Origin of the sequence: Bradyrhizobium sp. ISRA430 (assembly GCF_029909975.1) — a bacterium.
Classification (GTDB): domain Bacteria; phylum Pseudomonadota; class Alphaproteobacteria; order Rhizobiales; family Xanthobacteraceae; genus Bradyrhizobium.
In genome coordinates this window covers 864,328-880,177 of record NZ_CP094516.1, presented here as the reverse complement: position 1 = coordinate 880,177, position 15,850 = coordinate 864,328, and the positions used below count along the sequence as shown (strand labels likewise).

Annotated in this window: 15 protein-coding genes; all 15 read right to left on the bottom strand. The window is 64.6% G+C overall.

Features of this window, described 5'->3' with window-relative positions; all coding sequences use genetic code 11:
• Position 1: 1 nt before the first annotated feature.
• The 15 genes from MTX21_RS04595 to MTX21_RS04525 all read right to left on the bottom strand — a co-directional run bounded on the left by MTX21_RS04595 (position 2) and on the right by MTX21_RS04525 (position 15,727).
• Complete coding sequence (locus MTX21_RS04595; protein ID WP_341510748.1) at positions 2-610, bottom strand: glutathione S-transferase; 609 nt, start codon at positions 608-610, stop codon at positions 2-4.
• A gap of 96 nt (positions 611-706) precedes the next feature.
• Entirely contained in the window at positions 707-1,891 is a 1,185-nt protein-coding gene (lpxB, locus tag MTX21_RS04590; RefSeq protein WP_280970724.1) for a lipid-A-disaccharide synthase, read from the bottom strand.
• Positions 1,888-2,745 (bottom strand): UDP-2,3-diacylglucosamine diphosphatase LpxI, encoded by an 858-nt coding sequence (gene lpxI / locus MTX21_RS04585; protein ID WP_280970723.1) that lies wholly within the window; start codon positions 2,743-2,745, stop codon positions 1,888-1,890. Before lpxI ends, lpxB begins: the two co-directional genes overlap by 4 nt.
• A 19-nt stretch (positions 2,746-2,764) precedes the next feature.
• Complete coding sequence (gene lpxA, locus MTX21_RS04580; RefSeq protein WP_280970722.1) at positions 2,765-3,556, bottom strand: acyl-ACP--UDP-N-acetylglucosamine O-acyltransferase; 792 nt, start codon at positions 3,554-3,556, stop codon at positions 2,765-2,767.
• A gap of 301 nt (positions 3,557-3,857) precedes the next feature.
• On the bottom strand, positions 3,858-4,316 hold the full coding sequence (gene fabZ, locus MTX21_RS04575; protein ID WP_280970721.1) for a 3-hydroxyacyl-ACP dehydratase FabZ: 459 nt from the start codon (positions 4,314-4,316) through the stop codon (positions 3,858-3,860).
• Complete coding sequence (gene lpxD, locus MTX21_RS04570; protein ID WP_280970720.1) at positions 4,316-5,383, bottom strand: UDP-3-O-(3-hydroxymyristoyl)glucosamine N-acyltransferase; 1,068 nt, start codon at positions 5,381-5,383, stop codon at positions 4,316-4,318. Before lpxD ends, fabZ begins: the two co-directional genes overlap by 1 nt.
• A 125-nt stretch (positions 5,384-5,508) precedes the next feature.
• Positions 5,509-8,064, bottom strand: a complete 2,556-nt coding sequence (bamA, locus tag MTX21_RS04565; RefSeq protein ID WP_280970719.1) for an outer membrane protein assembly factor BamA — start codon at positions 8,062-8,064, stop codon at positions 5,509-5,511.
• 174 nt (positions 8,065-8,238) lie between these two features.
• Positions 8,239-9,390 (bottom strand): RIP metalloprotease RseP, encoded by a 1,152-nt coding sequence (gene rseP, locus MTX21_RS04560; RefSeq protein ID WP_280970718.1) that lies wholly within the window; start codon positions 9,388-9,390, stop codon positions 8,239-8,241.
• A 44-nt stretch (positions 9,391-9,434) separates the two neighbouring features.
• The gene (gene dxr / locus MTX21_RS04555) at positions 9,435-10,658 is read right to left on the bottom strand and encodes a 1-deoxy-D-xylulose-5-phosphate reductoisomerase (protein ID WP_280970717.1); all 1,224 of its coding nucleotides are present in this window, start codon (positions 10,656-10,658) and stop codon (positions 9,435-9,437) included.
• Between the two features lie 5 nt (positions 10,659-10,663).
• Complete coding sequence (locus MTX21_RS04550) at positions 10,664-11,506, bottom strand: phosphatidate cytidylyltransferase (protein ID WP_280970716.1); 843 nt, start codon at positions 11,504-11,506, stop codon at positions 10,664-10,666.
• The gene (locus MTX21_RS04545) at positions 11,503-12,261 is read right to left on the bottom strand and encodes an isoprenyl transferase (RefSeq protein WP_280970715.1); all 759 of its coding nucleotides are present in this window, start codon (positions 12,259-12,261) and stop codon (positions 11,503-11,505) included. The genes MTX21_RS04550 and MTX21_RS04545 overlap by 4 nt, the downstream gene beginning before the upstream one ends.
• Before the next feature lie 10 nt (positions 12,262-12,271).
• Positions 12,272-12,835 (bottom strand): ribosome recycling factor, encoded by a 564-nt coding sequence (gene frr, locus MTX21_RS04540; RefSeq protein ID WP_280970714.1) that lies wholly within the window; start codon positions 12,833-12,835, stop codon positions 12,272-12,274.
• A 63-nt stretch (positions 12,836-12,898) separates the two neighbouring features.
• Positions 12,899-13,615: a UMP kinase gene (gene pyrH / locus MTX21_RS04535; protein ID WP_280970713.1), complete on the bottom strand. Its 717-nt coding sequence runs from the start codon at positions 13,613-13,615 to the stop codon at positions 12,899-12,901.
• A gap of 64 nt (positions 13,616-13,679) precedes the next feature.
• Positions 13,680-14,603: a translation elongation factor Ts gene (gene tsf, locus MTX21_RS04530; protein WP_280970712.1), complete on the bottom strand. Its 924-nt coding sequence runs from the start codon at positions 14,601-14,603 to the stop codon at positions 13,680-13,682.
• A 134-nt stretch (positions 14,604-14,737) separates the two neighbouring features.
• Positions 14,738-15,727 (bottom strand): 30S ribosomal protein S2, encoded by a 990-nt coding sequence (locus tag MTX21_RS04525; RefSeq protein WP_280970711.1) that lies wholly within the window; start codon positions 15,725-15,727, stop codon positions 14,738-14,740.
• Between the last annotated feature and the right edge of the window lie 123 nt (positions 15,728-15,850).

Below are 15,850 nucleotides of genomic sequence, written 5' to 3'. Positions count from 1 at the left end.
CTCATAGGGCGGCCGCCAGCCCGGCAAGGCCGCAATGCGCGCGCCATGCATTGATCGCCGGGAAAGCCGTGGGAAGATCGAAACCTGTCTCTTCAACCGGATAGTACAGATATCCAACGAGCGAGAAATCGACGATGGTTGGCCGGTCGCCCAAGATGAAAGATCGATCGACGAGATGCTTATCGACGATCGAGAAGGCGCTCTGAACCCTCGACCTCACATAGGCCAGCACGTCGGGATTCGGCGGCGGCGCCGTCATGGATTGCAGCACCCGGTGAGCGGCGAAATTGCCGGTGAACCTGTGATTGTCGAACAACAGCCAGCGCGCCGTCTCGAACCTCTCCTCCGCATTCGCGGGACCAAACACGCCGTGGATCTCGGCCAGCCAGGATAGGATCGCACCCGACTGGCTCAGGCGCAGTCCGTCGATTTCGAGCACCGGGATCTCGCCCATCTCGTTGATCTCGGCGCGCCAAACGGCGTCACGGGTCTCACCACCGGCAAAATCGACGCCGACTGGGTCCCAGTCGACCCCGGCGCAGTTGAGAAACAGCGCGACCTTGAACGAGTTGCCGGACGCACCCACACAATGTAGCCGATATCGCGCCATCGCTCAGCCCCAAGCACGCGCTCGATCATTGTCGGGATCATCCTCGCCGGCTGCTGACACCGTCATGTCAGCAACTCGCGGACTTCGGCGAATGCGCTACCTCGACGCCCGCCCCTTCCGCATCGTCGCAAGAACGATATCGGCGGCGAGCACGCTCGGCGATTTATTGCCGGTCGACATGATGGTGTCGAGCTGCGCGAAGGCTTCGACCTGCTGCCGGCGCAGCGGCGAATCCGTCAGCACCTCGGACAGCGCCTGCGTGAGTTTTTCCGGCGTGCAGTTCTCCTGCAGGAATTCCGGGATTACGTCCCGGCCGATCACGAGATTGGCGAGGATCACCGAGGAGACGCGGATCGCCCGGCGCAGGATGAAGGCCTCGGCCGCACTGACACGATAGGCCGTCACCATCGGAATGCCCGACAGAGCCAGCTCGAGAGTCACCGTGCCGGATTTCGCTAGCGCCGCGCGCGCGATGCGGAAGGCGGCGCGCCGCTCGGCCTCACCGACCACGATCTGCGGTTTAGTCTGCCAGTTCGCAACGCCCTCGCGCACCGTCGCTTCCAGATGCGGCATGGTCGGCAGCATCAGTTCGAATGCGCGCCCTTCGGCCTGCAACCGATCGAGCGTCGCGCCAAACACCTCGAGATGATGCCTGATCTCACTGCGCCGGCTGCCGGGCAGCACCAGGAGGACCGGCGGCTCGGCATCGCGGCGCCTCTGCTCCTCCGCATTCGGCCGCAGCGACGACAACTGCTCGATCAGGGGATGGCCGACATAGCTGCATGGCGGCCCGCGCAGCTTGCGATATTCCTCCGGCTCGAACGGCAGAAGGCCGAGCACATGATCGACATAGCCGAGCATGGTGCGCGCACGCCCCGGTCGCCAGGCCCAGAGCTGCGGCGACACATAGTCGACGATTGGGATCGCCGGATTCTTCGCACGCACGCGGCGGGCGACGCGATGGGTGAAGTCCGGGCTGTCGATGATCACGAGCGCATCGGGCGCCGTCTCGGTCACGGCATCCGCGGTCTGGCGGATCAGCCGCAATATCTTCGGCAATTGCTGCACCACCGCGGCGAAGCCGACGATCGACAGTTGCTCGATCGGAAACAGCGAGTTGAGGCCTTCGCGGGCCATGGTGCGGCCGCCGACGCCCTCGAACTGCACGGCATCGCCGAGCCGCTGGCGTAACACCTTCATCAGCGCCGAGCCTAGCCGGTCGCCGGATTCCTCCGTCGCGATCAGAAAGATCTTTCGCGTTGGATCGCGCCCCTGCATCACGCGGGCAAACCGATGACGAAGAGGTATTTTGCGTCGGCGAGCTCGATCATCGCCTGCGGTTCGGCGGCGATGGTGTTCCCGGCTATGACAGCGATGCCGGCGAGTCCTGCGGCGGCGACGCCCTCGATGGTGCGCGGGCCGATCGTCGGCAGGTCGAAGCGCAGATCCTGCCCGCTCTTCGGCGCCTTCACCAGCACGCCGCGCCCCGTCGCCGCACGGATGCGCCCCTCCTCGCGCAAGCGCGCGACGCGTGCGAGCAGCGCATCGGTCCCCTCGATGTCCTCGACCGCCACGACATGGCCGTCGATCACCACCGCCGCCTGGCCGATGTCGAATGGACCGAGCGCGGTCAGCACAGCACGTCCGCGCTCCATGTCGCTCCTGGCGTTGTCGGCCGGCCAGGCCCTCGTGATGCAGCCCTCGGGCATCAGCAGATCCGGCGCGACATCCTTGATGCCGACCATGCGAAAACCGTCCTGCTCGAGGAGGCGCCCGACGCCGGACAACAGATGATCGTCGCCGCCACGAAAGGCGCGGATGACGTTGCCGAGCAACCTCAGCGTCTTGACGTCGAACCGGATCTCGGAAAGCGAAGGCCGCACCAATGTGCCGATGAAGATCAGGTCGCGGCAGCCCTCCTCGCGAAACAGCCGCATCGCACGGCCGAGCTGGCCGACCGATATCCAGCGATGGCGGAATTTCTCCACCCGCGCCGGATCGCAGGCGCCGCGCAGCGGAAACAGCACCGGCGTGATGCCGCGGGCCGCGAGCGACTCCGCCACCGCGAACGGCATGGCACCGCCGCCGGCGACGACGCCGACAGGAGATGCAATCTCAGGAGCCGCTGACGTCATGATGCGGCCATCCCCCCGATCACTTCGCAATGGTGGGAAGACAGAGCGGGCGCTTGCCCTTGCCGATGAAGCCGAGGATCTCGGCGATCGCCGGATCTTCGCCGGCGAGCGGCTGCACCGCTTCGAGCCGCTCGGCGAACATGCCGGGCCCGTGGAACAGTCGTTGGTAGAACGTGCGCACGGTCGCGAGCCGCTGCTTGGTGAACTTGCGCCGCTTCATGCCGATGAGGTTGAGGCCCTCCAGCACCGCGTACTGGCCATTGGCGAGCCCGAACGGAATGATGTCGTCACGGACGCCCGAGAGGCCGCCGACCATCACTTGCGCGCCGATGCGCGTGAACTGATGCACCGCGGACAGGCCGCCGATATAGACGGAGTCGCCGATCTCGCAGTGGCCGCCGAGCGTCGCCGAGGTCGCGAAGATGACGTTGTTGCCGACCATGCAGTCATGGCCGACATGGCTGTTGTTCATGAAGTAGCCGCCGTTGCCGACGCGCGTCAGGCCGCCCCCCTTGACGGTGCCGACGTTCATCGTCGCGCCTTCACGGATGATGCAGCCGGAGCCGATCTCGAGTTTCGTCGGCTCGCCCTTGTAGCTGAGATCCTGCGGCGCACCGCCGAGTACGGCAAACGGCGAGATCACGCAGTCGTCCCCGATCGAGGTGTGGCCGATGACGGTGACCTGCCCGATCAGCTTGCAGTTCGCTCCGATCACGACATGCCGGCCGATCATGCAATAGGGCCCGATCTCGGTGCCCTCGCCGATCACAGCGCCGTCTTCCACCCGCGCGGTGGGATCAATCTTACTCATCAAGAAGGTCTGATTGTGTGTTGAAGTCGCTGGGTTTTTCCGGTGGTTAGCGCGACTTTGCCCGATCTGTCCAGTGACGTATCATATCGGCCTGTTTCAGCGCGCGAAGCGCGCAGGCCGGAATCCATTTCACCGCCTGTACTGAGGCCCAATGGATTCCGGGCTGGCGACTTTGTCGCGCCCCGGAATGACGGGGCAAGATAACGGCCGCCGAAGATTCGACCGCCACGTAGCCACCCTCGTCGCGTTGGCACGTTGCGAGCTGCGTAGTGGGCTGCGCCCGCGATGCCGAGCCCCGCACTCAGTCCGTCAGCATGGCGCCGACATCGGCTTCCGCGACGACCTGACCGTTGACCTTGGCGTCACCGTGAAACCACCACATCGCCTTGCGGCGTCCGAGCGAACGCATGTGGTACTCAATGGTATCGCCGGGCAGCACGGGTTTGCGGAACTTGCACTTGTCGATGGTGAGGAAATACACCGCCCGCGGCTTCTCCGTGCCCTCGACCGACTTGATGCCGATCACGCCCGCAGTCTGCGCCATCGCCTCGATCATCATGACGCCGGGATAGACCGGACGCTCCGGGAAATGCCCTTGGAAGGCCGGCTCGTTGAAGGTGACGTTCTTAATACCGATGCCGCTGTAATCGGTGCGGATGTTGATCACCCGGTCGATCAGCAGCATCGGAAAGCGGTGCGGGAGCGTCTGTAGAATCATGTTGATGTCCACGAGCTCGAACCTGACCGGTGCCTCCTCCATCACGCTTGTCCCTCGTCCTTCCGATCCGCCTTGCTGTCGTGCACCAGGCGCTCCACCGCGATGATCTCCTTGAACCACTGCTTGGTCGGCTTGGCAAAAAAGCCGCCCCAGCGTCCGCCGGCCGGGATGTCGTCCTTGACGCCGCTCATGGCCGTCACCTGGGCTCCGTCGCCGATCTTGAGGTGGTTGTTGATGCCAACCTTCGCTCCCAACGCCACGTTGTCGCCAATGGTCAGGCTGCCGGCGAGCCCGATCTGGGCGGCCAACAGGCAGTGCCGGCCGATCGTCACATTGTGGCCGATCTGGACCTGATTGTCGATTTTGGTGCCCTCGCCGATCACGGTGTCGCGGAGGGAACCGCGATCGATGGTGGTACCGGCGCCGATCTCGATGTCGTTCTGGATCAGCACCCGGCCGGTCTGCGGCACCTTCAGGTGTCCCTCGGGCCCGAAGAACACGAAGCCATAGCCATCCTGGCCGATGCTGCAGCCCGGATGAATCAGGACGTTGTTGCCGATCAGCGCACATTGGATCACCGTGCGGGCGCCGACATCGCAGTCCCGGCCGATCTTGACGCCGGGTCCGATCACCGCGCCGACGCCGATCACCGTACCGCTGCCGATCTCGACCTCCGGGCCGATCACGGCGAGAGGGTCGACGACGACGCCGTCCTCCAGCCGCGCCGTGGGGTCGATGATGGCCGACGGCGAGATGCCGTCATTGCCGACCGAGGATTGCGGCCGGAGCGCATCGCCGTGCCATTCCCAGGCGATCCTGACGAAAGCGCGGAACGGCTGCCCCACGCGCAACACGGCGACATGCGCCGGCACCTCGGCCTCGAAGCGCGGGCTCACCAGGCACGCGCCGGCCTTGGTCGCCTTGAGCTGATCCGCATATTTCAGATTGTCGAAGAAAGCGAGGTGCATCGGGCCGGCTTCGTCGAGCGAAGCGAGACCCCTGATGATATGGCCGCCCCTGGAGGGATCGACCAGTTGCGCCTTCGCCAGCGCGGCAACATCAGCCAGCGCTGAGGCAGGCGGTTTCCTGAAGAAGGTCGGCTGCGCCATTCCACTCCGTCGCGGTCCGGCTTGGGCATGATGCGGTCAAACCGCATCATGCTACATTTTCATGGATTGGGCACGATCCCTCGTAAACCGGATCCACTCCTCCGGATCGTGCCCTGCTAATCGAACTAGAACGAGGTGCCGCCGCCGAACCTGAACTCCTGCGTACGGTCGTACTTGCCCTTGGTGAGAGGCACCGCGTAGTCGAAGCGGAGCGGACCGAACGGCGAGGCCCAGATCAAGCCCACACCGACCGACGAGCGGATGACCTTGCTGTCGTCGTACACGAGGCCCGTGCAAGTTCCCGGCGTCGCGGTCGGATTGATGGTCGACGGGATACAGTTCGAGTTCCTTGTCGTGGTGACTTCGTTAGTCGCCAGCCACGTCGTCGGGCCCTGGTAGTCGTAGAGGCCGCCGGCATCGGCGTAGACCGCACCCTTCAGACCCACTTCCTTGGGCAGGAACCAGAACGGCATCTGCAATTCAAGCGAAGCACCCCAATATTTGGTGCCGCCGATTGCGTCCTGCGTGCCGTAGGGATTGAGGTCACGCGGGCCGATGCCGTTCGGAGCAAAGCCGCGGACCAGATTCGGTCCCATCTGGAAGTGATCCAGCATGCGGATCTCATTGTTGCCGATCTTGGTCAACACGCCGCCCTGGAGGTGGACGAGGCCGACGAGATCCGACACCAGCGACTGGTAGTACTTCGCATCGACGGCGGACTTCAGGTAGGTGACGTCGCCGCCGACGCCTGCGAAGTCCTGGCGGAAGTCGACGAGCAGACCGTCGGTCGGGTTCTTGTTGTTGTCCAGCGTGTTGTAGCTCAGCGTGTAACCGAGCGCCGAGGTCAGCGTCTTGCCACCTGCGAGCTCCTTGCGCACCGGCAGCGAGGCTTCGCCGTCGCTGTAGCAGCCAAGACCGTTGGTCGAGGCAAGGCTGATACCGTTGGCATTGGCAAAGGCAGGGCTCGGGTTGAAGGCCGGATTTGGGCTGCCATCAGCCAGGAACTGCACGTTGTTACAGTTCGCCAGATAGGACGGAAGCGTGATTTCCTGCTGGTAGACCGAATAGCGCACCTGGAGCGCCAGATCTTCCCGCAGGCTGAAGCCGAGGCGCGGGCTGAAGCCGAGCGTCTTGGTGCCGTAGGAGATGAAGCTGTTGGCAAGCTGGGTGCGCTGATAGAGGTCGAGACCCAGCGCAACGCGGTAATCGAGCAGATATGGCTCGACGAACGACAGCGAGTAGCCACGCGCATACTGGCCGTAGGTCACCGCCGCCTTGGCGAACAGACCGCGCCCCAGCAGGTTGCGCTCGGAGATCGAGACTTCGGCCAGCGCGCCGTCGGTCGTGGAGTAACCGCCCGATATCGAGAAGTCACCGGTCGACTTCTCCTCGAGATCGACGATCAGGACCACGCGGTCGCTGGAGGAGCCCGGCTCCGTGGTGATCTTGACGCTCTTGAAGAAGTCGAGGTTCTTCAGGCGGCGCTCGGCACGATCGACCAGCGCGCGGTTGTAGGCATCACCCTCGGAGATGTCGAACTCGCGCCGGATCACGTAGTCGCGCGTACGCGTGTTGCCGCGGATGTTGATCCGCTCGATGTAAGTGCGCGGTCCCTCGTCGATGTTGAACACGACGGAGACGGTGTGCGCCTCGAAATTGCGGTCGCCGCCGGGACGCACCACCGCGAAGGCGTAGCCGCGCCGGGAGGCCTCGATCTGCATCTCCTCGACCGACTTCTCGACCGATTCGACGTTATAGAGCGAGCCGACACTGACGCGCGAATAGTTACGCATCGAGCTCGCATCGAAATTGGGAATGCTGGAGCGGAAATCGACGGTGCCGACGCGGTACTGCTGGCCTTCCTCGATCTTGAAGGTGACGAGGAAGCCCTTCCTCTCCGGATCGTATTCGGTGAGCGCGGCGACGACCTGCACGTCGGCGAAACCGTGCTTCAGGTAGAAGCGGCGAATCAGGTCGCGGTCGGCCTCGACGCGATCCGGATCGTAGATGTCGTTGCTGCCGAGCCAGCTCAGCAGATTCGTTTCGTGGGTCTTGATGACGTCCCGCAAGCGATAGGACGAAAAGGCGGTGTTGCCGACGAACTCGATCGACTTGACCGAAGTCTTCGCACCCTCGTCGATCGTGAAGATGAGGTCGACGCGATTGTTCGGCTGCTCGATGATCTCGGGCGTGACGCGCACGTCGTAGCGGCCCGAGCGGCGATAGATTTCGGCGATTCGCAGCGTGTCGGACTGCACCATGGCGCGGGAGAACGTACCGCGCGCCTTGGACTGGACCTCGGCGGTGAGCTGCTCGTCCTTGATCTTCTTGTTGCCCTCGAAGGCAATGCGGCCGATCACGGGGTTTTCGACCACCGAAACGATGAGGTGGCCGCCGGCGCCGCGGTTGATCTTCACGTCCTGGAACAGGCCGGTCTCGATCAGCGCCTTCAGGCCGTCATCGATCGCCGCCTGATCCAGGCGGCCGCCCGGGCCCGGCTTGAAATAGGAGCGGATCGTCTCCACCTCGACCCGGCGATTTCCTTCGACGGAAATCGACTGGACGGTCTGGGCAAGCGCAGACGAAGACACCAAAACAGCCCCAACCGGGGCAACCACCGGCGCGCCGAACATGATCAGGGTTGCGAGCAGGCCCCCCCGGAGTCGCAGTCCAAACTTCATGCGCAACGCGCCCTCATTCCGTACCAGACCCAACCCCAACGCCGGTCTGGGAGATTCCCCAAGTTTCACGCCGCTTGTAGCTAATTTCCCCGACGTCGCAAACGGCCGCGCGCGCCACGATTTCAATTTCGTTCCAAGACGTTGCTTAAAAACAACGTCACAAAAAAGCCCCTATCAGGAAGCCGCCATCCGCAGGATGTCGTTGTAGGTCGCAAACACCATCAACATCAGTACAAGTCCGAGCCCGATTCGGAACCCCATCTCCTGTGTCCGTTCCGACAGCGGCCGCCCGCGCACCACCTCCGCCGCATAGAACAAAAGGTGGCCGCCATCGAGCAGTGGGATCGGGAACAGGTTCAAGAGGCCGATCGAGACCGACAGCACCGCACAGAGGTTGATGACAAATTGGAACCCGGCGCTGGCCGCCTGTCCCGACATCTTCGCGATGCCGATGACGCCGCTCACCTCGCCCGGATTGCCGGTCCCCACGAACAGCGAGCCCAGGAATTTGAACGTGCTGGAGATGATGAACCAGACCTGCTCGACGCCGATCTTGAGAGCCTCGGCATAGCCGACGGGCGTGGTCGAGACCTCACCGGCCTGCGACTTGTGCTCGACGCCGAGCACCCCGATGCGATGCTTGTTACCGAACGGATCCTTACGCTCCTGGAGCGCCGGCGTCGCGTCGAGCGTCACGACGGCCCCGTCCCGCTTGACCTGGAAAACGAGCGCAGACCCCGCATTCATTGCGACGATCCGCTGCATGTCGGAAAAGCTCTCGATCGGCTTGCCATCGATCTGGACGACGACGTCGCCGACCTTGAAACCAGCCGCCGCGGCCACGCCATCGGCCACGACGCCGTCCACACGCGCGATCGTGCTCGGCTTGCCGTAATACAGGGCCATGCCCGCGAAAATCAGGGCGCCCAGGATGAAATTGGCGATCGGCCCGGCTGCGACGATGGCCGCACGCGGACCGACCTTCTTGTGATGGAAGCTGCCGGCGCGTTCCTCGGGGGTCATGGCCTCGAGCGTTGCGGCGGACGGCGTCGAGGCTTCGCTCTCGTCGCCGAAGAACTTGACGTAGCCGCCGAGCGGGACCGCGGAGATCTTCCAGCGCGTGCCGTGGCGGTCGTTGAAGCCGACCAACTCAGGACCGAAACCGAGCGAAAAGGTCAACACGCGAACGCCCGCCCAGCGCGCGACCAGGAAATGGCCGAGCTCATGGAAGAACACGACGATGGTCAAGACGAAGAGGAAGGGGACCGCGTAGCCGAGGAGCCCGTGGCTCAACGTATTGAAACCATGCAGGAAAAAGTCAGACATCGATTCCCCTTATCCAGCGCCGCAAGGCGCTGGCCTCGAACCAACTAGGATGCCTTTAAGGCAATTTGAGGCAATAGGGCGGCGGCCCTATTTCGCGCAACATAGTCAACGGAAATTGCATCGTCCGCCGACGTCAGAGGAGCCTGATTCCCGCCGCGGACCCAGTCGTCGAGCGTGGCTTCGACCAGCCGCGCGATGGCGCCGAACCGGATCTTTCCGGCGATGAAGGCAGCGACCGCGACCTCATTGGCGGCGTTGTAGACCGTGGTCGCCCCCTTCCCCGTCCGGAGCGCATCATAGGCGAGGCGAAGTCCGGGGAAGCGTTCGAAATCGGGCGCCTCGAAGGTGAGCTGGCCGATCTTGGCCAGATCGAGCTTGGCCGCCGGTCCCTTGATGCGGTCGGGCCAGCCGAGGCAGTGGGCGATGGGCGTACGCATGTCGGGCGCGCCGAGCTGCGCCACGACTGAGCGATCGGAAAATTCGACCATGCCGTGGATGATCGACTGCGGGTGAACGAGGACGTCGATCTCGTCCGGCGTCAGCGCGAACAAATAGGACGCCTCGATCACCTCGAGGCCCTTGTTCATCATCGAGGCGGAATCGATCGTGATCTTCTGGCCCATGCTCCAGTTCGGATGCTTCAGGGCCTGCTCGAGCGTTGCCTGCTCGATATCGGCGGGCTTCCAAGTCCGGAACGGGCCGCCCGAGGCCGTGATGATGACGCGTACGAGCTCGTCGCGATTGCCCGAGCTCAGCGCCTGGAACAGCGCGTTGTGCTCGGAATCTGCGGGCAGGACGCAGGCGCCCGCCTTGGCGGCACGCTGCATGAAGAAATCGCCGGCGCAGACGAGGCACTCCTTGTTGGCGAGCGCGACATGCGCGCCGCGATCGACCGCAGCAAGCGCCGGCTTCAATCCGGCCGCACCGCTCACCGCCGCCATCACCCAGTCGGCCGGACGCGCGGCGGCTTCGATCACCGCACTTTCGCCGGCACCGCATTCGGTGCCGGTCCCGGCCAGCGCGGCCTTGAGCTCGGCAAGCTTGGAGGTGTCCGCGATGGCCACGAAGCGCGCGGAAAACTCCTTGGCGAGCTTTGCCAGCGCCGCGACGTTGCCGTTCGCCGTCAGCGCCTCGACACGATAGCGCTCGGGAGCTGACCGCAGCAGGTCCATCGTGCTGTCACCGATCGAGCCGGTGGCGCCGAGGACGGTCACGCTGCGCGCGGCGTCCGCCGCAGCCTTGTTGTTACGCAAAGGAACTGCGCTCATGTTCATCACCAAACCATAAGACCGCTTCCAGCGCTATGCACACCATGGCGTAGGAAGCCGACGATCCATGCCACCAGGATGGCAGCGACAAAGCCGTCCAGGCGGTCCAAAAGTCCGCCATGGCCGGGAATTAAGTGACTGGAATCCTTGACACCGAAGCGCCGCTTCACTGCGGATTCGAAGAGATCGCCGAGTTGCGAGACCACGGACAGCACGGCGCCGACGAGCAGAAGCGGAACCGCCTTTCCGAGCCCGGCGGCGCCAAAGCCGCCCGCAACCACAAGGCTGGCCGTAAAGCCGCCGAGCGCCCCGGCCCAGGTCTTCTTGGGACTCACGCGCGGCCACAGCTTCGGTCCGCCAATGCCGCGACCGGCGAAATAGCCTCCGATATCGGTCGCCCACACCACGAGCAGCACGAACATCAACGCGACGAAGCCATTGACGGGATCCTGCCGCACCAGGATCGAGGCGAGCAGCGCAGCCGATGCGTAGGCAAAGCCTGAGGCGGCCCAGACACGCTTGCCTCCGGCGAGCAACGCGATCACCGCGCCCCCGATGACGCCGATAATGACGGCGGCTTTGAGCGCGCCAAAGGCGACGCAGAACCCGATGATGGCAAGGACAATCGTCCCGGCGGCGGTCAGGGCGACCGCCCCTGCTCCCACCACCATGAGCCATTCCGCGAACAGTCCGATCGACACCAGGGTGACGAGAAACGCCCACAGCCAGCCGCCGGCATAGGCGAGCGCAATCGCGAGCGGCGCCAGCACGATCGCTGCGGCCGCCCGCATCACGAGATTGCTTGAGGCCGGCGCCGAGCCCGCCGGTGCGGCGTCGCGTTCGCTCACGAGGCGGTTTTCGCGACCAGACCGCCGAAACGGCGCTCGCGCCTGGCAAATTCCGCGATCGCGCCTTCGAGCGCCGCCTTGTCGAAGTCGGGCCAGTGGATCGGCACGAAAACGAGCTCGCTATAGGCGGCCTGCCACATCAGGAAATTGGACAGGCGCTGCTCGCCGCTCGTGCGGATGATGAGGTCGGGATCGGGAATGTCGGGCGCATCCAGATGGGCACCGAGCGTCTCGGCGTCGATCGAGGCCGGATCGCGCCGGCCCTCCGCGACTTCGCGCGCGAGCTTTTGCGCAGCCTTCGCTATTTCCTGCCGCGAACCGTAATTGAACGCGACGACGAGCGTGAGGCGCGTGTTGTTGCGCGTCAGCTCCTCGGCCTCGTTCAGGAGCGCGCAGATATCGCCCTCCAGGCCTTCCCGCTCGCCGATGATGCGCACCTTGACACCATCGCGGTGCAGGGTCGCGAGATCGTTGCGGATGAAACGCCGCAGCAGGCCGAACAGATCGCCGATCTCGCTTGCCGGGCGCGACCAGTTTTCCGAGCTGAAGGAGAAGATCGTGAGGTAACGAATGCCGAGCTCGTGCGACGCACGCACGACCCGGCGTAACGCCTCGACGCCGCGGCGATGGCCTTCGGCCCGCGGCAGGCCGCGCGCAGCCGCCCAGCGCCCGTTGCCATCCATGATGATGGCGACATGCGCAGGCGCCTCTGACCGATCGGGTCCTTTCGTAACGGGCGCGGCGGCGTTGGACATAAAGGCAGCCTTAGACGGTGAGGATTTCTTTTTCCTTGGCAGCCAGGAGTTGGTCGATCTCGGCGATCGTGCCGTCGGTCGCCTTCTGCACCTCATCGGCGTGACGCTTTTGATCGTCCTCCGACATCTCGTGATTCTTCTCGAGCTTCTTGAGAACGTCGAGGCCGTCGCGGCGGACGTGGCGCACCGCGACCTTGGCGGCCTCGGCATATTTGTGCGCGACCTTGACCAGCTCCTTGCGCCGCTCCTGGTTGAGCTCGGGAATGCGCAGGCGCAGCACCTGCCCTTCCGTCGCCGGCGACAGACCGAGATTGGAATCGACGATCGCCTTCTCGACCGGCTTGACCATCGACTTGTCCCAGACCTGCACCGAGATCAGCCGCGGCTCCGGCACGCTGACGGTCGCGAGCTGGTTGAGCGGCATGTGGCTGCCGTAGGCCTCGACCTGGACCGGGTCCAGCATCGATGCCGACGCGCGCCCTGTGCGCAAGCCGCCAAGCTCGTGCTTGAGGGATTGGGTGGCGCCCTGCATGCGGCGTTTCAATTCGTTGATGTCGAAATTACCCGTGGCCATCACGCTTCTCCTTCAAAAACCTGGCGGCGTGCCCCGCGCCCAACTTGGGCGCCCGCTGGGCCGTCAGCCGGCGACGATCGTGCCGTGGCCGACGCCGCGCAGAATGGCGCCGATCGAACCGGGCTCGGCGATCGAGAACACGATGATAGGCAGCGACGTCTCGCGGGCAAGCGCGAAGGCGGTCGCATCCATCACCTTGTAGCCGCCCTCGATCGCCTGCGAATGGGTCAGGCGGTCGAATCGTTTGGCGGCCGGGTCCTTCTTCGGATCGGCCGAGTAGACGCCGTCGACATTGGTCGCCTTCAAAACCGCCTGCGCGCCGATCTCGGCAGCGCGCAGCACTGCGGTGGTATCGGTCGTGAAGAACGGATTGCCGGTTCCGCCGCCAAGCAGCACAATGCGGCCTTCGGCGAGATATTTGTGCGCCGCAGTGCGGGTAAACAGTTCGGAAATCTCGGGCATGACGAACGCCGAGAGAGTGCGCGCCGGCGTTCCCTTGCGCTCGATCGCCGCTTCCAGCGCGAGGCAGTTCATCACGGTGGCAAGCATGCCCATGGTGTCGCCGGTCGGGCGTGACACGCCCCGGGCGGACACCTCGACGCCGCGGACGATATTGCCGCCCCCGATCACGACCGCGACCTCGGCACCGAGATGGCGCGCGGCGATCAGATCATCGGCGACCCGGTCGACGGTCGGCTGATCGATGCCAAACCCCTGCTGTCCAGCGAGGTATTCGCCGGACAGCTTGATCACCACGCGACGATAGACCGGATCAGTCATGAGCGAGCACTTTCCTTGTCCGGGCGCCGCTTCCGGCGGCACGCCGGAAGGAACGTTCCGGCGCTTACTTCTTGCCGCTGGCCGCTGCGACTTCGGCCGCGAAGTCGCTTTCCTGCTTCTCGATTCCCTCACCGAGAGCATAGCGCACGAAGCCCGCGATCTTCACGGGGCCGCCGACTTTGCCCTCAGCTTCCTTCACCGCCTGCGCCACCGACTTGCCGGTGTCGTGGATGAAGGCCTGCTCGAGCAGACAGACTTCCTTGTAGTAGGTCTTGAGGCCTGACTCGACGATCTTCTCGATCACGTTCTCGGGCTTGCCCTGCTGACGATACTTGTCCGCGAGCACGTCCTTCTCGCGCTTGACGACCGCCGGATCGAGGCCGGATGGCTCGAGCGCGAGCGGGTTGGCGGCAGCCACATGCATCGCGATCTGGCGGCCGAGCACTGCGAGCTCGTCGGCCTTGCCGGCCGATTCCAGCGCCACGATCACGCCCATCTTGCCGGCGCCGTCGACGACCGCGCCGTGGACGTAGCTCGATACCACGCCCTGGCTCACTTCGAGCGAGGCAGCACGGCGCAGCGTCATGTTCTCGCCGATGGTGGCGATCGCGTCATTGATTGCGGTCTCGATCGTGACGTCGCCGACCTTGGCGGCCTTGATCTTCTCGGCATCGGCGCCGGCGTCGAACGCGACCTGGGCGATCATCTTGACGAGGCCCTGGAACTGGCCGTTGCGTGCAACGAAGTCGGTCTCGGAGTTGACCTCGACCACGACGCCCTTGGTGCCCTTGGTGAGCGCGCCGATCAGGCCCTCGGCCGCGACGCGGCCGGACTTCTTGGCGGCCTTCGACAGGCCCTTCTTGCGCAGCCAGTCCTGCGCCGCCTCCATGTCGCCATTGGTCTCGGTGAGCGCGGCCTTGCAGTCCATCATGCCTGCGCCGGTGGACTCGCGCAGGTCCTTGACCATCGCTGCTGTGATCGTTGCCATCGTTGAAAATCCTTCTTGCCTGCCGGTTTGCCGCGGCGTGGCGCCAAAACTGCCCCGCCGCGGTCCATCTCAGGAATTCGCGTCAACTGAAATGGTGGCCGGAACCTATCCGGCCAACCCATCACTCTTTTTGACTATTCCGCTTCCGCGGTCAGCGCCTTGGCCTTGGCCACCCAGGCGTCCGCACGGCTGGGCAAACCGACCTCTTCGCCGATCTTGTGCGCGGTGTCGTGATCGAGCTCGGCGAGCTGCCAGTAGTGGAAGATGCCGAGGTCGTTGAACTTCTTCTCGATCGCGCCCGACACGCCAGGGAGCTTCTTGAGGTCGTCGGCGGTGCCGCGCGGACCGGCAAGGCCCTGGAAGGCGCCGGTGGTCGGCAGGTCCTCGGCGAGCGGCTGGGCCGCTGCGCCGATGTCGATGCCGGAGTCGCCCTGGGCCCGCGAGATGCCGTCGATCGCCGCGCGCGCGACGAGATCGCAATAGAGCGAGATCGCACGGCCCGCGTCGTCATTGCCCGGCACCACATAGGTGATGCCCTTCGGATCCGAATTGGTGTCGACGATCGCCGCGACCGGGATGTTGAGCCGCTGGGCTTCCTGGATCGCGATGTCTTCCTTGTTGGTGTCGATCACGAAGATCATGTCCGGCAAGCCGCCCATGTCCTTGATGCCGCCGAGCGAACGGTCGAGCTTGTCGCGCTCGCGCTGCAGCGTCAGACGCTCCTTCTTGGTGTAGGAGTTGGCTTCGCCCGAGGACAGCACCTCGTCGAGATGGCGCAGACGCTTGATCGACGCCGAGATCGTCTTCCAGTTGGTCAGCGTACCGCCGAGCCAGCGCGAATTGACGAAGTACTGCGCACAGCGCTTGGCAGCATCAGCAACGCCGTCCTGCGCCTGGCGCTTGGTGCCGACGAACAGGATGCGGCCGCCCTTTGCCACCGTATCGCTGACGGCCTGCAGGGCCTGGTGCAGCATCGGCACGGTCTGGGCGAGATCGACGATGTGGATGTTGTTGCGGGTCCCGAAAATGAACGGCGCCATTTTCGGATTCCAGCGGTGGGATTGGTGACCAAAGTGCACGCCAGCCTCGAGGAGCTGACGCATGGTGAAGTCGGGTAGCGCCATAGATCTAATTCTCCGGTTGGTTCCTCCGGAAACGTGTGAGCAAATCGGAGCGTTCTCGCCCCGGCTGCCACCGGACGGCCTTGTGAGCCATGTTTCCGTGTGAGATGGCGCGCTATATAGCGC